Origin of the sequence: Methylobacterium sp. Leaf466 (genome assembly GCF_001425565.1) — a bacterium.
Lineage (GTDB): Bacteria > Pseudomonadota > Alphaproteobacteria > Rhizobiales > Beijerinckiaceae > Methylobacterium.
On record NZ_LMRC01000032.1, the window covers coordinates 116,108 to 136,492 of the forward strand.

The 20,385-nt window shown below is 70.8% G+C and carries 21 protein-coding genes; 9 read left to right on the plus strand and 12 right to left on the minus strand.

Annotated elements, in window-relative coordinates; genetic code table 11:
• The first annotated feature begins 160 nt into the window (after positions 1-160).
• Positions 161-1,222 (plus strand): uroporphyrinogen decarboxylase, encoded by a 1,062-nt coding sequence (gene hemE, locus ASG59_RS14280; RefSeq protein ID WP_056409532.1) that lies wholly within the window; start codon positions 161-163, stop codon positions 1,220-1,222.
• A complete protein-coding gene (gene hemJ / locus ASG59_RS14285) occupies positions 1,219-1,665 on the plus strand; it encodes a protoporphyrinogen oxidase HemJ (RefSeq protein WP_055880602.1) in 447 nt (148 codons plus the stop codon). The genes hemE and hemJ overlap by 4 nt, the downstream gene beginning before the upstream one ends.
• Before the next feature lie 96 nt (positions 1,666-1,761).
• On the opposite strand, the gene ASG59_RS14290 is transcribed toward hemJ, so the two are convergent.
• On the minus strand, positions 1,762-2,655 hold the full coding sequence (locus tag ASG59_RS14290; RefSeq protein ID WP_056281048.1) for a C40 family peptidase: 894 nt from the start codon (positions 2,653-2,655) through the stop codon (positions 1,762-1,764).
• Between the two features lie 261 nt (positions 2,656-2,916).
• Between ASG59_RS14290 and ASG59_RS14295 the strand changes: the two genes are divergently transcribed.
• Positions 2,917-3,273 (plus strand): hypothetical protein, encoded by a 357-nt coding sequence (locus ASG59_RS14295; RefSeq protein ID WP_055880608.1) that lies wholly within the window; start codon positions 2,917-2,919, stop codon positions 3,271-3,273.
• A 21-nt stretch (positions 3,274-3,294) separates the two neighbouring features.
• Here the strand turns inward: ASG59_RS14295 and ASG59_RS14300 are convergent, their stop codons facing one another.
• Entirely contained in the window at positions 3,295-3,975 is a 681-nt protein-coding gene (locus tag ASG59_RS14300) for an SDR family NAD(P)-dependent oxidoreductase (protein WP_056409534.1), read from the minus strand.
• A gap of 220 nt (positions 3,976-4,195) precedes the next feature.
• Positions 4,196-4,513 carry a multidrug efflux SMR transporter gene (locus tag ASG59_RS14305; protein ID WP_056409683.1) on the minus strand — a complete coding sequence of 106 codons (318 nt, stop codon included), beginning with the start codon at positions 4,511-4,513 and terminating at the stop codon, positions 4,196-4,198.
• A 121-nt stretch (positions 4,514-4,634) separates the two neighbouring features.
• Between ASG59_RS14305 and ASG59_RS14310 the strand changes: the two genes are divergently transcribed.
• Both ASG59_RS14310 and ASG59_RS20670 read left to right on the plus strand, forming a co-directional pair.
• The gene (locus ASG59_RS14310; protein ID WP_056409536.1) at positions 4,635-5,192 is read left to right on the plus strand and encodes a TetR/AcrR family transcriptional regulator; all 558 of its coding nucleotides are present in this window, start codon (positions 4,635-4,637) and stop codon (positions 5,190-5,192) included.
• A 74-nt stretch (positions 5,193-5,266) separates the two neighbouring features.
• Positions 5,267-5,596, plus strand: coding sequence for a DUF1648 domain-containing protein (locus ASG59_RS20670; RefSeq protein WP_156399250.1), 330 nt, complete (start codon positions 5,267-5,269; stop codon positions 5,594-5,596).
• Positions 5,597-5,641: 45 nt separating this feature from the next.
• Here ASG59_RS20670 and ASG59_RS14315 read toward each other — a convergent pair whose 3' ends face one another.
• The gene (locus tag ASG59_RS14315; RefSeq protein WP_056409539.1) at positions 5,642-6,796 is read right to left on the minus strand and encodes an aminotransferase class I/II-fold pyridoxal phosphate-dependent enzyme; all 1,155 of its coding nucleotides are present in this window, start codon (positions 6,794-6,796) and stop codon (positions 5,642-5,644) included.
• A 120-nt stretch (positions 6,797-6,916) separates the two neighbouring features.
• Positions 6,917-7,162, minus strand: a complete 246-nt coding sequence (locus ASG59_RS14320) for a hypothetical protein (protein ID WP_055880621.1) — start codon at positions 7,160-7,162, stop codon at positions 6,917-6,919.
• 162 nt (positions 7,163-7,324) lie between these two features.
• On the opposite strand from ASG59_RS14320, the gene ASG59_RS14325 reads away from it, so the two are divergent.
• Positions 7,325-7,909 (plus strand): phospholipase A2 family protein, encoded by a 585-nt coding sequence (locus ASG59_RS14325; protein ID WP_056409541.1) that lies wholly within the window; start codon positions 7,325-7,327, stop codon positions 7,907-7,909.
• Between the two features lie 28 nt (positions 7,910-7,937).
• Here ASG59_RS14325 and ASG59_RS14330 read toward each other — a convergent pair whose 3' ends face one another.
• The gene (locus ASG59_RS14330; RefSeq protein WP_244475718.1) at positions 7,938-9,437 is read right to left on the minus strand and encodes a hypothetical protein; all 1,500 of its coding nucleotides are present in this window, start codon (positions 9,435-9,437) and stop codon (positions 7,938-7,940) included.
• Between the two features lie 301 nt (positions 9,438-9,738).
• Here ASG59_RS14330 and ASG59_RS14335 point away from each other — a divergent pair, with 301 nt between their 5' ends.
• A complete protein-coding gene (locus ASG59_RS14335) occupies positions 9,739-10,185 on the plus strand; it encodes a DMT family transporter (RefSeq protein ID WP_056409545.1) in 447 nt (148 codons plus the stop codon).
• 12 nt (positions 10,186-10,197) lie between these two features.
• Here ASG59_RS14335 and ASG59_RS14340 read toward each other — a convergent pair whose 3' ends face one another.
• On the minus strand, positions 10,198-11,598 hold the full coding sequence (locus ASG59_RS14340; protein WP_056409547.1) for an amidase: 1,401 nt from the start codon (positions 11,596-11,598) through the stop codon (positions 10,198-10,200).
• A gap of 11 nt (positions 11,599-11,609) precedes the next feature.
• Positions 11,610-13,268 (minus strand): ABC transporter substrate-binding protein, encoded by a 1,659-nt coding sequence (locus ASG59_RS14345; RefSeq protein WP_082528769.1) that lies wholly within the window; start codon positions 13,266-13,268, stop codon positions 11,610-11,612.
• A gap of 365 nt (positions 13,269-13,633) precedes the next feature.
• Between ASG59_RS14345 and ASG59_RS14350 the strand changes: the two genes are divergently transcribed.
• On the plus strand, positions 13,634-13,933 hold the full coding sequence (locus ASG59_RS14350) for a NepR family anti-sigma factor (RefSeq protein ID WP_156399251.1): 300 nt from the start codon (positions 13,634-13,636) through the stop codon (positions 13,931-13,933).
• Positions 13,933-14,502 carry a sigma-70 family RNA polymerase sigma factor gene (locus ASG59_RS14355; RefSeq protein WP_055881292.1) on the plus strand — a complete coding sequence of 190 codons (570 nt, stop codon included), beginning with the start codon at positions 13,933-13,935 and terminating at the stop codon, positions 14,500-14,502. Before ASG59_RS14350 ends, ASG59_RS14355 begins: the two co-directional genes overlap by 1 nt.
• Here ASG59_RS14355 and ada read toward each other — a convergent pair.
• The 4 genes from ada to ASG59_RS14375 form a co-directional block, all read right to left on the minus strand.
• Positions 14,480-15,589 carry a bifunctional DNA-binding transcriptional regulator/O6-methylguanine-DNA methyltransferase Ada gene (gene ada, locus ASG59_RS14360; RefSeq protein WP_056409551.1) on the minus strand — a complete coding sequence of 370 codons (1,110 nt, stop codon included), beginning with the start codon at positions 15,587-15,589 and terminating at the stop codon, positions 14,480-14,482. The two genes, ASG59_RS14355 and ada, sit on opposite strands and share 23 nt — an antisense overlap.
• Positions 15,590-15,698: 109 nt before the next feature.
• Positions 15,699-18,101, minus strand: coding sequence for an EAL domain-containing protein (locus tag ASG59_RS14365; RefSeq protein WP_056409553.1), 2,403 nt, complete (start codon positions 18,099-18,101; stop codon positions 15,699-15,701).
• Entirely contained in the window at positions 18,098-19,576 is a 1,479-nt protein-coding gene (locus ASG59_RS14370; RefSeq protein ID WP_082528770.1) for a cytochrome P450, read from the minus strand. Before ASG59_RS14370 ends, ASG59_RS14365 begins: the two co-directional genes overlap by 4 nt.
• 122 nt (positions 19,577-19,698) lie before the next feature.
• A complete protein-coding gene (locus tag ASG59_RS14375) occupies positions 19,699-20,274 on the minus strand; it encodes a PilZ domain-containing protein (RefSeq protein WP_055881299.1) in 576 nt (191 codons plus the stop codon).
• Between the last annotated feature and the right edge of the window lie 111 nt (positions 20,275-20,385).

Here is a 20,385-nt window from a genome sequence, read left to right on the forward strand (position 1 = left end):
CCTCAAGAGTCTTTCTTTCTCTCTTTAAGGGGGCCCTGTGTGGATCGATCCGAGGCGATTCCACGATCGAGGCGGCGCCGGCGTTTTCGCTCTGGCCAAGACCCCGATCGGTGATGCTACACACGACACCGACGCCGACCCCCCGTTTCGAGGAGACCCGATGAGCCAGCTTCGCCGAGAGGACCGCGCGGTCCTGCGTGTCCTGTCCGGAGAAGCCGTGTTTCCGCCTCCGGCCTGGGTGATGCGACAGGCCGGACGCTACCTGCCGGAGTACCGCGAGGTTCGTGCCAGGGCCGGGTCGTTCCTCGACCTCTGCTACACCCCCGACTACGCGGTGGAAGTGACCCTGCAGCCGATCCGCCGGTTCGGCTTCGAGGCCTCGATCCTGTTCTCCGACATCCTCGTGATCCCCGACGCGCTGGACCAGAGGGTGCGGTTCGTTGAGGGCGAAGGCCCCCGCCTCGACCCGCTGGAGGGCCGGGCCGAATTCGACCGCCTGCGCCAGGCCGACGACCCGGCGATCTTCACCCACCTCGCGCCGGTGTTCGAGGCGGTGCGGCGGCTGCGGGCCGAACTGCCCTTCGAGACCACCCTGCTCGGGTTCTGCGGCGCGCCCTGGACGGTGGCGAGCTACATGATCGGCGGGCGCGGCACGCCGGATCTCGCCCCTTCGCGCGACCTCGCCCGCCGCGAGCCCGAACTGGTGAAGGCGCTGATCGACCGCCTGGTCGACGTGCAGATCGAATACCTCGTGCGCCAGTTCGAGGCCGGCGTCGACGCCGTGCAGATCTTCGAGTCGCACGCCGGCACGCTGCCGGAGACGCAGGGCGACGCCCTCAAGCAATGGTCGTTCGAGCCCATCGCCCGGATGGTCGCCGGCGTGCGCGCCCGGGTGCCGGGCGCCAGGATCATCGTGTTCGCCCGCGGCTCGGGCCTCGAGGGCCACGCCCGCGTGGTGCCCGAGACCGGCGCCGATGCGGTGGGCGTCGACTGGTCGGTGGATCTCGCCGAATTGCGCGCCCGCATCCCCGACACCACGGTCACGCAGGGCAACGTCCACCCCGACGTGCTGATCGAGGGCGGCGAGGCGCTGGACGCGGCCGTCGACGCGGTGCGTGAGGCGGTGAAGGGCAGGCCCCACATCTTCAACCTCGGCCACGGCATCACGCCGCAGACGCCGATCGCTCACGTCGAGCGGATGCTGGCGCGCCTTCGCCGATGAGCGACCTCTACCTCTGGATCAAGGCCGGCCACGTCGTCGCGATGATCGCCTGGATGGCGGCGCTGCTCTACCTGCCGCGCCTGTTCGTCTACCACGCCTCGCTGCCGCCCGGTCCCGGGTCGGCGGGGCAGTCCGAGACGTTCAAGGTGATGGAGCGCCGGCTCCTCAAGGCGATCATGACGCCGGCCATGATCGCCACCTGGGCCTTCGGCCTGGTCCTGGTCTGGCAGAGCGGCTATTGGGCCGAGGGCTGGATGCAGGCCAAACTCGCCCTGGTGCTGGCGATGAGCGGCATCCACGGCTGGCTCGCCCGCATGGTCAAGGACTTCGCCGCCGACCGGAACCGGCGCGGCCACAAGTTCTACCGCGTCATCAACGAGGTACCGACGCTCCTAATGATCGTCGTGGTGGTGCTGGTGATCGTGAAGCCCGGTCTCTGGTGAGCGGGCGGATTTTTGCCTGACGGCCCGTCCCTCGCGGGAAAGCGCATCGCCGCAGCACGGACGACGGCGGTATCGCTCCCCCCGCGATCGCGGCCCTCAGCCCGGCCGTCGCAGGGACGTCACCGCGCCGTAGCTCGTCTCGCGGATGCGCGTCATCGCCGTGTCGAGGGGTTCGGCCGCCACCGCCATGTGATGGCCGTTGGCGTGAATGAGGGTGGCCGGGTCGAGCATGATCCCGACGTGGCCGCGCCAGAACACGAGGTCGCCCCGCCGCAGGCCGGACGGGTCGAGGGGCAGCGCCTCGCCCAGGGCCGCCTCCTGCTGGTCGGCGTCGCGGGGAACGGACAGGCCGGCGAGCGAGCAGCACAACTGCACCAGGCCTGAGCAGTCGAGGCCCAGGCTGGTGCGGCCGCCCCACAGGTAGGGCGTCCCGATCAGCCGCTCGGCGCTCCCGGCGATGTCGGCCGCCGTCTCCTCGAGGGGGGCGCAATGGGCCGCGAACACGAAGGCGTCGTGGATGAGCCGGCCGTCCGCCGCGATGCCCCCAACGATCCGGCGATAGGCACCCTCGCTCTCGCCGAGCGCGAGGGTGGCGCCGAGCCCGAGATGGGCCAGCACCGGCTGCTTCAGGTCCGGCGCGGGATAGACGAAGGTGCGCAGCGCCGTGACGCGGTGGGTGGGCGTGGGGTCGACCGGGCCCAGCGCCGCGCTCGGCAGGTAGCCGACGTAGCCGTCGCTGCCGAGCTGCACGAAGGAGAAACCCTCCCAATCCTCGTAGAGGGTCACCGGCTCGCCCCGCTGCGCCTCGGTATCGAGGCCCGCGTCGCGGCCGGGGCCGCGGCAGAGGGGGGCCGAGCCGGCGAGCACCCGGCGCGGCTCGCCCTCGACGTAGCGCGTCGCGGTGATCCGGCCGCGCAGGCGATGGTCGGCGAGGTCGGGGCGCGCCGGCAACAGGCGGCGGTCGGTGGTGGCGAAGCGATCGACGGTCATCGCGCGAGATTATCGGGCGGCGACCGGCCCATCGCAAGTCGACCGCCCGTGCGGCGACTCTCGCGGCATGACGACGCAGACTTCTGCCTGATTGCTCATCATCGGGGCCCGGATTGCCCTTTGGTATGGCGGTGGGCCCGGAGCCGTGGTCGAAATCCGGTCATCGGGGCGAAAAACCCGCTCGAGCCTCGCTCGCCGCGCGGGGCGGGCCGCGTTTGGTGCAATGCACAAAGCGGACGGTCTGGCGTATATCCTCATGGGATGACGATCGCGAGCCGTGCTGTGAAGAAGATTCCGAAATCCTTCCAGGATCTGCCGCCGATCCGCGTCCGCCGCGAGCCGCCGACGATTCCCGAGGCCGTGGCCGCCGCCCGCGACCTCGCCGACGACGTCGAGCAGCAGGTGGAGATCGCCGCCGGGCTGATCGGCCTGCCCCTCGACGAGGTTCGCCCCCACGTGCTGGAGGCGGCCAAGGCGCGGCCCGAGCGGCAGCCGGAGCGCATCCTCAGCACCGGCACCCCGAACCGGCCGCCCCGCACCGTCATCGTGGAGCGGCGCACCCGCCCGCCGGTGATCGTCGAGCGCCGTGGCCGCCCCCCCATCGACGGGCGGCGGTAGCACCGCGAACCCGGGCGGCCCTCACCAGTCCAGCGTCTTGCCCGTGTAGTCGAGGTAGACGCAGCCGGTCTGGCCGAGGCGTCCCTCGATCACGTCGGCGACACCGTTGACGCTCGTCTCCACGTCGATGTCGGCGTCCGCCCCGCCCATCTCGGTGCGGACCCAGCCCGGATGGATCAACGCCACGCCGAAACCCTCGTCGCGGTGGCGGATTTCGAAGCTGCGCGCCAGGGTGTTCAGGGCCGCCTTGCTGGCGCGGTAGTTTTCCCAGCCGCCGCTGTCGTTGAGGCCGACGCTGCCGAGCACCGAACTCATGACGGCGACAAGTCCGCCCGGCGCCAGCCGGTCGCGGAACGCTTCGGCGAAGCGGATCGGGCTGACGGCGTTGGTGAGATAGACGGCGGCCGCGACCTCGCGCGGCACCAGGTGCAGCGGATCGTGCGCCTGGGTCGCCACGCCCGCCACCACGAACACCAGGTCGAAGCGGCGCCCGCCGAGGCGGTCGTGCAGCGCGGCCACCGCCGCGTCGTCGTCGATGTCGGCCGTCTCGAGGTCGAGCGCGTCGGACGCGATCGCGGCGAGACCGGGCGAGGGCGATCGCTGCGTGGCGGTGACGGACCAGCCGCGTGCCAGGAAGGTCTCGACGAGGCCGAGGCCGAGCCCGCGCGAGGCTCCGACGATGAGGGCGTTGCGCTGTGCCATGGGGAGGATCCTCGCTGTCGCTCAGGGCGCGGTGACGGGTGTCTGCGCCCCGTGAAGTCGGGCGCCGGCCGCCTTCGGGCAACGCCGGGGAGGTGCGCTGGCACACCGGTCTTTTTCGGGCGTCGAGGCCCGTCCCGACCGGGTCGTGTCGCCGTTTGATATTGGCTCGCCGTCTATTTTCGGTGGAACGCGGACGTTCACCCAGGCCTCTCGAATTGGATCAGTGCGCCAGCTTCAGTGTGGCTACCCCAGCCACGATCAAGGCTACACCCGCGTAGCGCGCCAGGGACGTCGGATCGCCGTAGATCATGATACCGACCATGAACGTTCCTGCCGCACCGATACCGGTCCAGATCGCGTAAGCCGTTCCAATCGGGATATCGCGCTGTGCAAGCCAGAGCAGGAACCCACTCGCCGCCATGAAGGCGATTGCCACGGCGATGCCACTCCAGCGGGTCTCGGAGGTCTGGGCCATCTTCAGACCCACCGGCCAACCGATTTCCAGCAACCCCGCCCCGACAAGATAGAGCCAAGCCATGACGCGTTCCTTCCTTCGTTCGTGATCGCCAAACCGGCAGAGCCCTTGCTCCACCATCTGACTCACTTGTCCGAATTGAAATACGATCGTATTCTAATTTTTCAAGGAGGATTTGCAAGCGATGGGGCGACGCCAAACGATAGACCGTGACCATGTGCTTGCCGCCGCGGAGGACATCGTTGCGCAGCGGGGTGCGGCGGCCCTGACAATCGACGCGGTGGCGAAGGCTGCCGGGATCACCAAGGGCGGGGTGCAATCGTCCTTCGGCACCAAGGAGGCGCTGATTGCAGCCATGCTACGCCGCTGGATGCAGGACTACGCCGACCGTGCTGGTGCGCTCTCCGGAGGCGATTCCTCACTTCTCGCGCGGGTCGCGGCGCATGTGGAGGTGACCCGCCGGGACGACGAAGACACTCAGCGTCGGGCTGCCAGTCTGCTCGCCCTTCTCCTTCAGACGCCGGAGCATCTCGTTGACCTGCGCCAGTGGTATCGGGAGCATTCTATCGGGCTGCATGCCGACGACCCTGCCGCGCGGCGTGCTCGATTGGCCTTCCTCGCTACGGAAGGAGCTTTCTTCCTGCGGTTCTTTGGCCTGATGCCGATGCTCGCAACCGAGTGGGAAGCGACCTTCACGGACATCCAGGGCTTGATACCGTCGCCGGACCTCACCCTTCCATAGTCTAAGCGTTCCATGCCATGCAACTGGAGGTCCGTAATCGATGGAAAGCAGACACTGAATGAGGGCAAGGCACGTTGAAAACGATTTATTCTATAGCGGCCGCTCCGATTATCATCAACGTATCTTTGTCGTTGATTGCAGCATATTTTCTTGGCAATACCGAGAAAATACCAATGCACTGGAATACGAACTGGCAAGTTAATTTATATGCACCAAAATTTGTTGGATTATCAATCATACCATTAGTTAGTATATTTGCGTTAGTATCTTTTTTATTATCCAACCATCTTAAGAAGGAATCTCAACAAATTCGTGATGTGGCAATCATTGGCCTTATATTGGTATCCAGCCACATTTTTCATCTCTACCTGATCAAGCAGTGGTTTGCTGCACAATCAAGCTGAACGTCTGAGTTGGGTCGACAGCCAACGCTTGAGCGGCGCCAGATTTCAAACCGGGACGCTGGCCCCCGACCGGGCTCGCAGCGCGGCGATGGCCTCGGCCAGCGCGTCGACCTGCGCCTCCGTATGGGCCGCCGAGAGCGCCACCCGCAGCCGCGCGGTGCCCGCCGGGACGGTCGGCGGGCGGATCGCCACCACCAGGAAGCCACGCTCTTCCAGGGCCGCCGAGAGCGCCAGGGCCGATGCCGCCTCTCCGACGTGGATCGGCACGATCGGGCTTTGCGCCTCCGGCAGCCCGAGGGCGGCGGTGAGGCGGCGGGCGAGGGTCAACGGCAGGGCGGCCCGTTCGGGCTCGGCCTCGAGGATGGCCAGTGCGGCCAGCGCCGCCGCCGCCGAGGCCGGCGGCAGGCCGGTGGTGTAGACGAAGCTGGCCGCCCGGCTCGTGAGCAGGTCGACGACGGCGCGGGACGCGCACAGATAGCCGCCGTAGGACCCGAGCGCCTTCGAGAGGGTGCCCATTTCCAGCGGTGCGCGCGCATCGGGGCCGATCACCCCGAGGCCGTGGGCATCGTCCACCACCGTCCAGGCGTCGTGGCGCTCCGCCACCGACAGGATGTCGGCGACCGGGCCGCGGTCGCCGTCCATGCTGAACACCCGCTCGGTGAGGATCAGGGCGTGGCGATGCCGGGCGCGATGGCGCTCCAGGGCCGCGGCGAGATCGGCCGTGTCGTTGTGAGCGAAACGGACCACCTGCGCACCCGAGAGCCGGGCCCCGGCCCAGAGGCAGGAGTGTGCGAGGGCATCGACGAGGACGAGGTCGCGCGGCCCGGCGAGCCCGGTGACGATGCCGAGGTTGGCCAGGTAGCCGCTGCCGAACACCAGGGCGGCCTGCGTGCCCTTGTGGGCGGCCAGCCGCTCCTCGAGGGCAGGCAGTAGCGGGTGGCTGCCGGTGACGAGGCGCGAGGCCCCCGCCCCGGCCCCGTAGCGGGCGGTCGCGGCTTGCGCCGCCGCGATCACCCGCGGGTCGTCGGAGAGCCCGAGGTAGTCGTTGCAGGAGAACGAGACCAGGGCGCGGCCCCCGCGCTCGGCCATGGCAGCGGCCCCGCGCGCGGTCGGCACGAGGCGCCGGCGCAGGGCGGTCTCCTCCAGGCGGGCGAGCTGCGCACCCGCAAAGGCGTCGAGACTGGAGATGGACCCGTGCATGCGCCCGTGGAAGCGATGCGGACACCCGGATGTCAAGGGAACGCGGGACGTGTGGTCGGCAGGACCGCGATCCTGCCGACCGTCGATGTGCGGCGCGCGGAGGTCCTGCGCCGCACGATCTCAGCCCTTCTTCTTGTAGGCTTGGATGGCGGTCTGGCAGCCCGGGGACAGCTTGGACATGTTCTTTTCGAAGCAGGCCTGTGTCTCGGGACCGTCCTCGGGCGGCAGACCGGCGCAGAACTGCGTGAAGTCGCCGGCGCACTGCTGTTGCAGCACGGCCTTGTCCTCGGCCGACATGGGAGCGGCCAACGCGGCACCCCCGGCCATAGCGGCCAGAACGACGCCCAGCCCAAAACGTACCAGCATGATGTGCTCCCAAGACGCCCGGCCTGTCCGGGCTGACGAGAACGTCAGGGACGCCGGAACCGTTGCACGCGCCTTTCGCCTTGCGCCGGGGGCGTGGCCGTGCCGGTCCGGAACGGAATCGCTGGGCTCGGTGTTGCTGGCTCCGCATTCTTGGGGGACTCGATGAGACCATATCTCCTCGCGCTGGTCGGGCTGTTGCTCGTGGCCGGCCCGCAGGCCGTTTCGGCACAGGTCGCCGCCGAGGAGACGCCCGCGACGTCGGAGGTGGACGAGCCGCGCCCGGGCCCACCGCCGCCGCTGCCGGATCTCGCCGACCCGAACGCCCGCGCCGGCCAGGCCCTGAACGAGCCAGACGAACGCTCCGGCATCCCGAAGGTGTTGCGCGGCTCGGCATCCAAGGCGGGCGGCCCCGCCAACGACCTCAACCCGGGAGGCGACACCGAGGCGCCGGCCCCGCCGCGCGGCGACCTCGGCAGGGTCCTGGCCGGCAAGGAATTGTTCCACGGGAACTACTGCGGGACGGGTCAGCGCGGCGAGGGATTGCCGCCCACTGACGCCCTCGACGAGGCCTGCATGCGCCACGACACCTGCTACGACACCAGCGGATACAGGTCCTGCGCCTGCGATGCGGCCCTCAAGCGCGAGGCGAGCGCCGTCTCCGACAGCCCGCGAGCCTCCCTGGAGGTCCGGCGCCGTGCCCTCAGCGTGATCGAGGCGGCCGCCGCCATGGCGTGCCGCACGCCCTGATGCCGGCAACTCTACCGGGCCGGCAACTCTACCGGGCCGGCTTGGCGATCCGGTAGAGCGTGAAGCGCGAGCCCGCCGCCAGCGGCGTCAGGAGCTGCGGCAGCGGGTTCGGGACCACCGGGCCGACGAGGTAGAGATAGGTGAAATCGGCGGGCCAGTTCCGGACGAAGGCGGGCTGGTCGAGGGCGGGGCCGCCGTTGGCGATGGCGGCCAGCACCGCGATGGGGGCGGGGCCGCCGTAGGGCACGGCGAGGCGCCGATAGGGCTCGCGCACCGTGATCGGCTGCTTGCCCGCGGCCGTGAACAGCGTCGGCACGAAGGCCTGTGCATAGGCCACCGCCAGGGTCGGCGCGTTGTAGATCGGGTATTCGCTCAAGCTTGAGAGCGGTGGGTCGGCCCCCTCCCCGCTGTGGCCGACGAGGACGCGCGCACCCCGGTCGATCTGCCCGAACGAGGCGACCAGCGTGGCGTATTCGGTGCGGTAGCCCTGCGCCACCACCAGCGCGGTGGCGAGGTTGACCAGGATGACGCAGAGGACGGCGCCCGTGGCGGTCCGGGCGAAGCGTTCGCTCGGCGGCGTGAACGCGAGGAAGCCCGGCACGATCAGGGCGGCGGCGACCACCACCCGCAGGTCGACGAAGGCGGTGTCGAACAGCGTCGTCGGCAGGGCGACGAACATCAGCGCCAGCCCGGCCGTGAGCCACAGGCCCGATTGCAGGACGCGCACCGCCCGGTGCTTGGCGAGGAGATAGCCGAGCACCGCCAGCACCGTGGTGCCGGCGAGCGAGAGCCCCATGTGGTAGCCGTTGAGGGTGACGACGAAGGCGCGCAGCTTCCAGGCGGCGTTCCAGACCGTGCCCTGCGACCCGACCTGGCCGCCGAAGGCCAGCATCAGCCCGAGAAGGACGACGGCCGGGGCGGCGAGGCCCGCGAACCGGAGACCCGTCTCGCGCAGGGGCGGGCGCCGGGTCGCCGCCCGCCAGGCTTCGTGCAGGCCGAGCGTGACGCCGTAGAGCCCGAGCGCGAACAGATGCGCGCCGAACAGCACCGCCACGACGAGGGCGTGGAGGACGAGCCGCAGCGGCCAGGGCCGGTCCTGCAGCACAAGCCAGCCCGCGATGCCCCACAGGGCGATCCCGAGCCCGAACTGGAAGTTCACGAAGCCCCAGGCGAAGGGGACGCTGGTGAGCATCATGACGGCGAAGAACCCGCTCGCCTCGAACCGGCGCTTGACCGCGCCTTCGACGGCGCAGGCGCCGGTGACGGTGAGGATCTGGCTCAGCAGCAGGAACAGCCGGGTCGCCGCCTCCACGCTCATCGACCGGGCCAGCTGCGGCACCGCGAGGTCCATGGCGAGGTTGGGCGAGAACGCCCAGGTCACCGCATAGGCCGGGTTGGCGGCCGGGGTGCCGTCGGTCACGAGGACCACCATGCGGGCGAGGTGGTTGGGATAGTCGACCATCGCCGGGATCGTCGTCGTCAGGACCGGCAGGAGCGCCAGGACGAACAGCACCGCGAAGGTCGCCACGCGCAACCGCGTCGGGGGGACGAAAAAAGGTGGGTCGTTGACCATCGGGGCGGAGCGCGTCTCTACCGGTGCATCGGGTGTTTCACGGGAAACAGGTGAGGCTGTGCTCGTCCCGTGAGCGCGTCACGCCCTGGCGGCGGCCTTCCCGGTCGCGAGACGGCCGGTACGGTCAGGCTGAGGCCGTGCGCTTAAGATCCGGTTCGTCGGGTTTCGGCGGCTGCGGGCATTTGACGGCCCGGCGGCCGGGTGGTTGTCAAAGACCCTCGGCGACGCGGCGTCGCCCAACGGGGTCCACCGGCCGATGCTCCACATCCTCTTCCCCTCGGCGCTCGCGGTACTGGCGGGTGCCAGCATCGTCGTGCAGCAGGCCTTGAACACCAACCTGCGCACCGCCCTGACCTCGGCGGCGTGGTCGGGCGTCGTGAGCTATCTCGTCGGGCTCGGATGCATGGCGCTCCTGGCCGTCGCGCTGCGTGATCCGGTTCCGTCGGCGAGCGTGGCGGCGCGCATCCCGTGGTGGGCCTGGAGCGGGGGGCTGTTCGGCGCGATCTTCGTCGGCCTCGGCATCCAGCTCGTGCCGGTGCTCGGGGCCGCCACCTTCATGGCGCTGCTGGTCGCCGGCCAGATGTTCGCCGCCATGGCCGTCGACCACGTCGGCCTGCTCGGCGTGCCGCAACGGCCGGTGGACCTCTCCCGCCTCCTCGGCGGGGCGCTGCTCATCGGCGGCGTCGTGCTGATCCGCCGGTAGACGACGTCCGCTTCACAATCCCGGCGGCATCCGCAGATGCCAGTCGGTGGCCGCCTGCAGCGCCTGGCCGATGCGCAGGGCCATGGCCTCGTCGTAGGGCTTGCACACGATCTGGAGCGAGAGCGGCAGCCCGGCCGGGGTGGCGCCGTTGGGCAGTGCCAGGGCGCAGAGTTCGAGGAGGTTGCCGAAGCGGGTGAAGCGCGAGGGCATCCTGTCCTGGTCGAGGCCGTCGAGCGGCACCGCCGGCTCCTCCGTGGTCGGGGTCAGCACGGCGTCGAGGTCGGCCATCGCGGTCGCCATCTGGCGCTTCATAGCGGCCTGGGTCTGGCGGGCGAGGAGGTAGTCGTGGGCCGAGATGCCGGCCCCGCCGAGGATGCGCTTGCGCACCGCCGGGTCGAGGGGGCTGTCGGAGTCCTCGGCGAGCCGCCCGTTCACGAAATGCGCCTCCGCCAGATGGATGGTGGAGGCGCTCATCAGGTCGGCGAGGCGGAAGGGGAGCGCGACCTCGACGATCTCGGCGCCGAGATCGGCGAGGGTGTCGAGGGAGCGGTCGTAGGCCGCCAGCATCTCGGCCGTGACGCCGACGCGCTCGGACGCCGGCATCCGGCCCAGCCGCAGGCCGCGCACGCCCCGGTGCAGGCTCGCCATCGGATCGGCCGGCAGGATGCCGCGGGTGTTGGGATCGCGCGGGTCAGGCCCCTGCAGCACGTCGTAGAGCAGGGCGACATCGGCGACGCTGCGGGCCATCGGCCCCGGCGTGTCGAGGGTGGCGCTGAGCGGCACGATCCCGGCCGCGCTGATGCGCCCGGTGGTGACCTTGAGCCCGGTCAGCCCGCAGAACGAGGCCGGCATCCGGATCGAGCCGCCGGTGTCGGTGCCGATCGCCCAGGGCGCCATGCGCGCGGCCACCGCCACGGCCGAGCCGCTGCTCGACCCGCCCGGCGTGCGCGCCCGCGTCAGGTCCCACGGGTTCCACGGCGTGCCCATGCGGGCGTTGGTGCCCCAGCCGCCGAAGGCGAACTCGACGGTGTGGGTCTTGCCCAGCACGATCATGCCCTGGCCGATCATCCGGCGCACGATGGTGGCCGTCGACGTGGCGCGCCGGTCGGGGAAGGCGAGCGAGCCGCCGGTGGTGATGCGCCCCTCGACGTCGACGAGGTCTTTCAGCGCCACCGGCACGCCGTGCAGCGGCCCGACCGCATGGCCCGAACGGATCGCCCGATCGGCCCCTTCGGCGGCCAGCCGCGCATCGGCCCCGTAGACCTCGACGAAGGCCCTCAGGCGCGGATCGAGCCGAGCGATGCGACCGAGCATCGCCTCGACCGCCTCCACCGGGGAGAGTTTTTTCGACGCGATGCGGTCGGCCAGGACGTGGGCCGGCAGCAGGCTCGGATCGGTGACGGTCTCGCTCATGGGCGGTGTTCCTACTGGACGCTGACGCGGGTGAGGTCCACGAACCAGGATTGCGGCGAGACGAAGCCTTTCACCTTGGGCGACATCGCCCGCGGGTTGAGGTCGTGGACCACGAACAGCCAGGGCGGATCGTCGACGAGGCGCTCGTGGGCGGCCCGCGTCGCGGTGGCGATCTCGGCGGGGTCGGCGGATTCCGACAGGGTCTTGAGGGCGGCATCGAACGCCGCGTCGGCCCAATGCTCGAAGTTGAAGCCCTTGGGCGGGATGTTGGCGGACGAGAAGTAGCGCGCCATCACCGAGGGGTCCGACGAGGGCGAGCTGACGTTGAGCGCCATGGCGCCCTGGAGCGAGGGCGCATCGGGGCTCGACCGCAGCGACGAGAACAGCACCTGCCATTCCGAGACGATGAAGCTCACCGCGACGCCGCAGGCTTGGCTGAGGTTCTCCTGCAAAAACTCGTTCATCGGCAGGGGCTGCATCTGCCCCGAACCGGAGGTGGAGATCATCACCTTGAAGGCGAGAGGCTTGCCCACGCCGTAGCCGGCGGCGGCCAGCAGCGCCCTGCCCTTGTCCGGGTCGAAGCGGTAGCGGTTGGCGGGCGCGCCGAAGTTCGGGTCGCTCGCCTTGAGCCAGCCCACCGCCGGCTCGGCGGTGCCGCCGAGGAAGTTCGTCATGCCCTCGCGGTCGATGCAGTAGTTGAGGGCCTGGCGCACCCGCACGTCCTTCAGCGGGCTGGCGGCCGCGCCGATGTTGTAGAACCACGGCCATACGTGCGGGTAGGAGCCGGTGGTGATGGTGAAGCCGGCCTGTTTGAGCGAGGCGATGCCGTCGGGCGCCGGGGCCTCGATCCAATCGACCTGGCCGGCGCGCAGGGCCGCGATGCGGGCGTTGGCCTCGGGGATCGGCGAGAGCCGGATCGTGTCGACCTTGGCCACCCGCTCCCTGTCCCAATAGCCGTCGTTGCGGGCGAGCACGACCGATTCGCGCGGCGCCACCCGCGTGATCCGGAACGGCCCGGTGCCGGCCGCCGGCAGCATCGCCACCTTGGCCCAGTTCCGGCCCGCTTTCTCGTAGGAGGCCGGCGAGGCGAACAGCACGTAGGCGGTCATGAACGGGAAGTAGGAGGCCACCACCGAAGAGGTGATCGAGACGGTGTGGTCGTCGATCCGGGCGTAGCTCTCCAGGAGCGAGGCGCGGGCGCGGGTGATGCCGGCGCCCTGCAGTTCGTACTGCGGGCTGTCGGCCTTGAAGAAGCGGTCGAGGTTCCAGATCACCGCATCGGCGTCGAACGGCGTGCCGTCGTGGAAGGTGACGCCCCGGCGCAGGTGGAAGATCCAGGTCTTCTTGTCGGTGGCCGATTGCTCCCAGCGTTCGGCGAGGCCCGGCCTGAGGCCGGCCGGCCCGTCGGTGCGGGTCAGATCCCACAGCACCAAGCTCTCGAACACCGGATAGCCGAGGAAGCGCATCCCCTCGAAGCCGTTGTTGGGCATGCCGGTGGTGGTGGGGATGTCGGCCGCCGTCATGGCGATGCGCAAGACGCCCTCTCCCCACGCCGGCCCGGCCGCCATCAGGGCGCCCGCCGTCAAGGCCGCGGCGAGCCGGCGCGGGAGACGGGACCGCGGGCTGGCGTCGTGGCGGCGGGACGCGCGCGGCAGCCGGGATAGCGTCATCGGGCATGGTCTCCATGGGCCGGGTCGAAGGCCGCCGAACGCCGAGTCGCGCGCGGGCTCAGACACGCATTGGGGTGCCCGCGGCAGAAAGCAAACGCGGTGCCGTGTATGCACGGCGAGGGTGGTGGCAAGGGTCGCGACAGGGGTCGCCGGGGCTCCTGCCAAGCTCGTTCTCAAGCTTCCTCAAGGACTTGAGCTTGGCCGGAACGACGAGGCCCGCCTTAAGGTAGAATGAATGCATTCTTCAGAACGCATTAAACGCCACCTCACTAGCGCAGGCTCAAGAGAACGGTCGCTCCCGATTTTCGCCTTGGCGCCCGCCTTCGGGCGGGCCCGGGGCTCCGACCGTCGAGGACCCGAGAGCCATGATACAGGATCAGGCCGCGCCATCGGCCGCCGATGCCCCGGACGGGGCACCCCCTACCGCCACCGATGCCCCGAACGGGGCACCCCTTACCGCCACGGTGATCCAGTTGGTGCCCAAGGGCGCACGGCCGGCGCGGGACCAGGGACCGATCGACGCCGAGGCCCGGCATCGGATCGGGCGCAACCTCAAGCTCCTCTATGCCGACGTCCTGACCCAGCCGTTGCCGGATCGCTTCGAGACCCTGCTCGCCGACCTCTCCGCCTCGAGCGGCATCGTAACCCCGCGGGAGACGTCATGATGGTGGCCTCACCCCAGCCGATCGGCACCCCGAGCGGCGCCGATGCCGAGATGCGCGACATGCTGATCGGCTCGATCCCGGCCTTGAGGGCGTTCGCCTACACCCTCACCTACGACCTCGACCGCAGCGACGACCTCGTGCAGGACACGCTCGTGCGGGCCTGGACCAAGGCGGACAGCTTCCAGCGCGGCACCAACCTCACCGCCTGGCTGTTCACCATCCTGCGCAACCTGTTCTATTCCGAGCAGCGCAAGCGCAAGCGCGAGGTCGAGGATGCCGACGGCGTCCATGCCGCGCGCCTCACGAGCCTGCCCGAGCAGGAGGTCCGCCTCGAACTGCGCGAGTTCCACAGCGCGCTGGACGCCCTGCCCCTGAGCCAGCGCGAGGCGCTGGTGCTGGTGGGCGCCCAGAGCTTCACCTACGAGGAGGCCGCCGCAATCTGCGGGGTGGCGGTGGGCACCGTCAAGAGCCGGGTCAGCCGCGCCCGCGGCCGCCTGATCCAGGATCTCGGCATGGCCGGCAGCGACGACATCGGCGCCGACGGCGTCACCCGCGCGGCGATGGGATGATGCGCATCGGGTCAGGACCCTCCGCGACCGCCCCCTCGCGGGCGAGAAGCGCGCGCTTGCGGTCGATGCCCCAGCGGTAGCCCGACAGGGAACCGTCGCCGCGCACGACCCGGTGGCAGGGGATCGCCACGGCGATGGCGTTGGCGCCGCAGGCCATGCCCACCGCCCGCGAGGCGCCCGGCTGCCCGATGGCGGCGGCGATCTCGGCATAGGTGGCCGTCCGGCCCGCCGGGATCCGGCGCAGGGCCGCCCATACCCGCTGCTGGAAGGCGGTGCCACCGATGTCGAGCGGCAGGTCCGCCCCGAGGGCGGGGGCCTCCACGAGGCCGACCACCCGCGCCACCAGGGTCTCGAACGCCGGGTCGCCCCCGACGAGGTCGGCCCGGCCGAACCGGTCCTGGAGATCGCGCAGGAGCACGTCGGGGTCGTCGCCGAGGAGGACGGCGCAGACCCCCACCTCGGTGGCCGCCACCAGGATCGCCCCGAGACTGCAGGCGCCGAGCGCGAAGCGGATGCGCGTGCCGGCCCCGCCGCCGCGGTAGCGCGAGGGCGCCATGCCCAGCCGCCCCTTCGCCTCGGCATAGAAGGCACTGGCCGCGCCGTAGCCGGCGGCATGGACCGCCTGCGTGATCGTGCCGGCATCTGGCAACGCCCCCGCGACCCGCCGGGCCCGCACCGCGGCGCCGTAGGCGCGCGGCGTCACGCCGGTCGCGGCCTTGAACACCCGGTGGAAGTGGAAGCGGCTCATGCCGGCGTCCCGCGCCAGGGCGTCGAGGTCGGGCGGTTCCTCGGCGGCCTCGATCCGCCGGCAGGCCCGCGTCACCGCGACGGCATGGCGCTCGGTGAGGCTCTCGCCGTCCGGCCGGCAGCGCAGGCAGGGGCGAAACCCCGCCGCACGCGCCTCGGCCGCATCCGCATGGAAGCTGACGCGGTCGCGGCGCGGCCGCCGGGCGGGACAGCTCGGGCGGCAGAAGACGCCGGTGCTGCGAACCCCGTAGACGAACGTCCCGTCGGCGGCGGCGTCGCGCGCCAGGAGCGCCTGCCAGCGTGCCGTATCCTGTCCTATCGTATCCTGCGCCCCCGTCATCGCCCGCCCTCCCGGCGTGCCGGTCGGGCACCCCGCGACGATCCTATGGGGCAGGCCGCGGGCGGGCGCATCCCGATCCTTGCGGTCGAACCGCCCGCGAAAGGCCCGGTCAGGCCGAGAGCCGGGCGTGGGCGTCCTCGATCTCCCGCCCAATCTCGCGTGCCTGGACGGGGAAGATCGCGTGGAACCGCATCGGTAGCATCTCGAGGAGCAGGGGCACCTCGCCGGCCGGTCGCGCCGGGCTGAACAGGAACCCCTGGATGTCGTCGCACCGGCGGGCCTGCAGCATGATCGCCTGCTCGACGCTCTCGACGCCCTCCGCCGTGACCCTGATCGACAGCTTGCGCGCCAGCGTCAGGATCGCCTCGATGATCGCCAGGCACTCGTGGCGGGTGTTCATGTCCTTGATGAACGAGCGGTCGATCTTGATCTTGTCGACGGGGAACCGGATCAGGTAGCTCAGGCTCGAATAGCCGGTGCCGAAGTCGTCGAGGGCGATGCGGACTCCCAGCGCCCGCAGTTCGCGCAGGTTCGAGGCGATCGCCGCGTTCATCTCGAAGAAGATCGATTCGGTGATCTCCAGTTCGAGCCGGCGCGGGTCGAGGCCGCTGGCCGAGAGGGCGTCGACCACGTCCTGCAGAAGGTCCGAATGGCGGAAGTGGGACGGTGAGATGTTCACCGCGATCCGGGTGGCCGCCGGCCAGCGGACGGCCTCGGCGCAGGCCCGGCCCAGCACCCAGCGCCCGATGGCCGAGATCAGGCCGCAGGCCTCGGCCACCGGCACGAAGTCGGCCGGGGAGATGACGCCGCGGGCCGGCGTGCTCCAGCGCAGGAGCGCCTCGAAGGAATCGACGCGGCCGGTGCGCAGGTTCACCAGGGGCTGGTAGTGGAGGTCGAGTTCGCCCTGGGCGATGGCGGCCTTGAGGTCGGTCTCGAGGTCCCGGCGGGTGCGCATCGCCCGCTCCAGGGTCGGCTCGAACATCGAGACCCGGCCCTTTCCGCTCGACTTGGCGTGGTAGAGGGCGAGGTCGGCCTTGCCCATCAGGCTCTCGGGCTCCACCGCATCGCGCGGGGTCATGCCGATGCCGACGCTGGCGCCGATCTCGACCTGGATCCCGTCGATGACATAGGGCGCGCTGACGATGGCGATCAGCCGTTCGGCCAGGCCCACGGCCGCGTCGTCGGTGATCCGCCGGTGGAGGATGGCGAACTCGTCGCCGCCCAGGCGCGCCACGAGCTCGCCGGTGTCCACGGCGGTGCGCAGGCGGCGCGCCACCTGCTGCAGCAGGCGGTCTCCGATGTTGTGGCCGAAGGTGTCGTTGACGATCTTGAAGCCGTCGAGGTCCATGTACAGCAGGGCGCAGGGCTCGTTCACCCGCCCGGCCCGCTCGCATTCGGCCCCCGCCTGCAGCCCGAACAGGGCGCGGTTGGCGAGGCAGGTGAGGGAATCGTAGCTGGCGAGATAGGCGATCCGGTCCTCCGAACGCCGGGTCGCCGTGATGTCGGAGCCGACCCCGCGGACCCCCACGAAGCTGCCGTCGCGGTCGTAGGTGGGTTTTCCGCTCAGGCGCCACCAGCGCGGCCCGTCGGGCCCGGGGATCTCGACGACATGGTCGCGGAAGGCGGTGGCGCTGCGGGTCAGCGCGATCAGTTCGCGGCCGCCGTCGCCCAGGGGCGCGTCCGGCCGGCCCGAGCGCAGCAGCCGGTCGAACGGCGCGTGCAGGAGGTCGGCCATGGCGATGCCCGAGACCTCGGCCATGCGCTCGGAGACGTGCTGCAGGGTCCCGGCCGCGTCCGTCTCCCACAGCCAGTCGCTGGTGTTGGCCTCGAACTCGTGGAGCAGCAGCCCGATCGTCTCGTTCTGGTGGAAGACGCGCACCCGGTCGAGGATGCGCTCGGTGGAGAGCCGGGTCATGCGCCGCACGCTGGCGAGGACGAAGGCGGCGTAGATCGCCAGGAGTACCGCCAGGAGGAACGAGGCCTGCTCGCCGGTCAGGACCAGGGCCAGGAAGCTCCCGACCACCAGGGGCACGCAGAAGCAGATCGCCAGGTGGGGAATGCCGTTGAGCACGAAGGCGGTGGCGATGAGCCCGGCGGTGATCGCCACCACGAGCATGCGGTGGTCGACCCCCGAGGGGCCGAACAGCACGAACGGCATCGTGCTCCAGGCGAGGCCGAGGCCCAGGATGAGGATGCGCACCGCCTTCGTCCGCACGCCGAGGCCGGGCAGCCAGGCCTGCCTGTGGCGGCCGACCCAGCCGATCGCCGGCAGCAGCCCGGAGAAGATCGTCACCGCCGCGACCAGGCTGACGAGGTAGCGGTGCGAGGCCACGTCCCAGAAGAAGGTCATCACCGCCACGGCGACGACGACGTGGGTGATGGCAAGGTGCGAGGCGAGATCGATGGTCTCGGCCAACTGCCCGGCCATCGTCTCCTCGCGGTAGCGCGCCGGAACCGCCTCCGCCGCGTCGGGCAGGCGCGGCAGCGGGATCGGAAGGAGCGTGCCGGTCATGGGGCGAGCCGCCGTGGGACCACCCGCAGCGGCATCCCGCCGTGGGGCCGCAGGGTGACCTTGAACCGGGCCTGCGGCCGGGGCTCGGCCGCCGCCTCGAACCGGAAGTGCGGCAGGAGGCCGGCCAGGATCACGCTGCATTCGGCCAGCGCGAAGCCCATGCCGATGCACACCCGCGGTCCGGCCCCGAACGGGAGGTAGCCGTAGCGGTCGCGCTGGACGCCCGGCGCGAACCGGTCCGGATCGAAGGCCTCGGGGTCGCCCCAGAGCGCGCGGTGGCGGTGGATCGCATAGACCGGGATGTGGACCGAGGCCCCGGCCGGGATGGTGGCGCCCCCGAGGCGGATCTCCTGCGCGGCCTGGCGCACCACCATGGGGGCGGGCGGATAGAGGCGCATCGCCTCCATGACGACCTGGCGGGCGTAGGGGAGGTCGTCGGGGGAGGCCGCCGGTCCGGCCGCCGCGATCTCGGCGCGCAGGCGTCCCTCGATCCGCGGGTGTTCGGCGAGCAGGCGAAAGATCCAGGCCATCGCCAGGGCCGTGGTCTCGTGCCCGGCGGCGATGAAGGTGAGGAGGTTGTCGGTCAGCGCCTGGTCGGACATGCCGGCGGCGCCGTGGTGCCCGGGACCGGTCCTGCCGTGACCGGTCTCGCCCGTCTCGATCTTGCCCATGCCCGCGGCGCGATGCGGGCAGCCCGTCGCCGCCTCGGGGTCGCGGGCCTGCATCATCAGGCCGAGGAGGTCGTCGCCCGGCTCGGCGCTGGCCCGGCGCCGGGCCACGACGTCGGCGATGCCGGCGCGCAAGGTCGCGGCCGCCCGGGCGGCCTTGCCCGCGCCGGGATGCGGCATCCAGGCGGGCGCGCCCAGCATCGACAGGCCGATGCGCCAGCCGACGCTGTCGAGGTAGGTGGTCAGCGACGTCCCGAAGGCCGCCACGTCGAGACTCGGCTCCTTGGGCAGCATGGTGCTGCCGATGATGTCGAAGGTGGTACGCATCATCTCGTCGAGGACGTCGCGGGTGCCGGCACCCTGCGCGTCCCACCGCTCGGCCGTGCGCGCCACGGCCTCCCGCATCGACGGCACCAGGGCCGCGATGGCATCGGGCCGGAACACCGGCGCCACCGTCCGGCGCTGGTCGCGCCAGCGAGCGCCGTCGGAGGTCAGGATGCCGCGGCCCAGCATCGGCGACAGGGCCGCGATCATGAAGTCCTCGCGCACCAGCGCCTCGGCCCGATCGACCATCAGGGTCCTGATCAGGGCGGGATCGCAGACGAAGAACGTCCGGCGGCCGAACCGGGCGACCTCGACGAGGCCGTCCTCGTAGACCTCGGCGGGCCAGGATTCGATCATGTTGCGTACGATCCGGCGCAGCAGCACCGGAGAAGCCAGCGCCGCCGTCAGCGCGGACCAAGCGGTCGGGGACGACCAGCGGGTCGGTCCGTCCTCCGAAAAGCCTGGCGTACTGGCGATCTGCATCGGTCATCCTGGGTCGTTACCGACGGACGCTAGAGATGCTGTGTTGACGGACCGTGAACTCTGGATCGTATCGCTCCGAGACCTTGGTGCGGGCCCTTCATCACGGCCTGGAACAGCCGTGTCTACAGCACCACCTCCGGGCCGACCCGACCGTCGGCCAGCGGGGACAGGAACGCGGCGCCGATGCCGTTGTCGAAGGCGCGGGCGACCTTGGCCGGGGTGTTGCCGATCATGATCAGGGTGCCGACGGCGAGGGGCCGGTCGAGGGAGACCGCGGCCCCGGACACCGAGATGTTGAGCACCCGGCCCGGGATCGTCGCCCCCAGCGCGGTGGTGACCACCACCTCCTGCTCGCGCGGCACGATCCGCGGCGCGGCGCGCTCGGCGGGCGGACGGGCATTCTGCTCGTTGGCGAGGGAAACGAGGTTCCGGGCCACCAGCCGGAGGGGATATTCGGCGCGCAGGACGCGCACCGCGAAGCGGTGCTTCTCCGCGCGGATCACCCGCGTCTCGATGGAGCCGGCATGCCGGATGCTGCAGGTCAGGCGCTCGCCGACCGCGGGCACCGTGGCGGACTTGAACCGGATCCCGAACCCGGTGACGTCGTCGGTGACGGCATAGAAATCAGGCCTCGCCTTGCCCCAGCACAGGGCCGGCAACACGAGCTTGACCCGGGTCATGGCACGTCGCTCGATCATCGAGGCTCCCGCGAAGACGAACGACGGTCTACAGCGCGAGACGTTCGCACCGGCCTTCGCCGATCGCGACATTTGTCTGCACCTCACGGTTGGGCGCTGCGGTCGAGCGAT

What these genes read in the sequence shown, in the direction of transcription:
- hemE (WP_056409532.1), top strand. Translation starts at nt 161, where the DNA reads ATGAGCCAGCTTCGCCGAGAGGACCGCGCGGTCCTGCGTGTCCTGTCC.
- ASG59_RS14370 (WP_082528770.1), bottom strand. Translation starts at nt 19,576, where the DNA reads ATGCAGATCGCCAGTACGCCAGGCTTTTCGGAGGACGGACCGACCCGC.
- ada (WP_056409551.1), bottom strand. Translation starts at nt 15,589, where the DNA reads ATGACGGGGGCGCAGGATACGATAGGACAGGATACGGCACGCTGGCAG.
- ASG59_RS14315 (WP_056409539.1), bottom strand. Translation starts at nt 6,796, where the DNA reads ATGCACGGGTCCATCTCCAGTCTCGACGCCTTTGCGGGTGCGCAGCTC.
- ASG59_RS14350 (WP_156399251.1), top strand. Translation starts at nt 13,634, where the DNA reads ATGATACAGGATCAGGCCGCGCCATCGGCCGCCGATGCCCCGGACGGG.
- ASG59_RS14305 (WP_056409683.1), bottom strand. Translation starts at nt 4,513, where the DNA reads ATGGCTTGGCTCTATCTTGTCGGGGCGGGGTTGCTGGAAATCGGTTGG.
- ASG59_RS14310 (WP_056409536.1), top strand. Translation starts at nt 4,635, where the DNA reads ATGGGGCGACGCCAAACGATAGACCGTGACCATGTGCTTGCCGCCGCG.
- ASG59_RS14295 (WP_055880608.1), top strand. Translation starts at nt 2,917, where the DNA reads ATGACGATCGCGAGCCGTGCTGTGAAGAAGATTCCGAAATCCTTCCAG.
- ASG59_RS14300 (WP_056409534.1), bottom strand. Translation starts at nt 3,975, where the DNA reads ATGGCACAGCGCAACGCCCTCATCGTCGGAGCCTCGCGCGGGCTCGGC.
- ASG59_RS14320 (WP_055880621.1), bottom strand. Translation starts at nt 7,162, where the DNA reads ATGCTGGTACGTTTTGGGCTGGGCGTCGTTCTGGCCGCTATGGCCGGG.
- ASG59_RS14355 (WP_055881292.1), top strand. Translation starts at nt 13,933, where the DNA reads ATGGTGGCCTCACCCCAGCCGATCGGCACCCCGAGCGGCGCCGATGCC.
- hemJ (WP_055880602.1), top strand. Translation starts at nt 1,219, where the DNA reads ATGAGCGACCTCTACCTCTGGATCAAGGCCGGCCACGTCGTCGCGATG.
- ASG59_RS14325 (WP_056409541.1), top strand. Translation starts at nt 7,325, where the DNA reads ATGAGACCATATCTCCTCGCGCTGGTCGGGCTGTTGCTCGTGGCCGGC.
- ASG59_RS14345 (WP_082528769.1), bottom strand. Translation starts at nt 13,268, where the DNA reads ATGACGCTATCCCGGCTGCCGCGCGCGTCCCGCCGCCACGACGCCAGC.
- ASG59_RS14290 (WP_056281048.1), bottom strand. Translation starts at nt 2,655, where the DNA reads ATGACCGTCGATCGCTTCGCCACCACCGACCGCCGCCTGTTGCCGGCG.
- ASG59_RS14375 (WP_055881299.1), bottom strand. Translation starts at nt 20,274, where the DNA reads ATGATCGAGCGACGTGCCATGACCCGGGTCAAGCTCGTGTTGCCGGCC.
- ASG59_RS14340 (WP_056409547.1), bottom strand. Translation starts at nt 11,598, where the DNA reads ATGAGCGAGACCGTCACCGATCCGAGCCTGCTGCCGGCCCACGTCCTG.
- ASG59_RS14365 (WP_056409553.1), bottom strand. Translation starts at nt 18,101, where the DNA reads ATGACCGGCACGCTCCTTCCGATCCCGCTGCCGCGCCTGCCCGACGCG.
- ASG59_RS14335 (WP_056409545.1), top strand. Translation starts at nt 9,739, where the DNA reads ATGCTCCACATCCTCTTCCCCTCGGCGCTCGCGGTACTGGCGGGTGCC.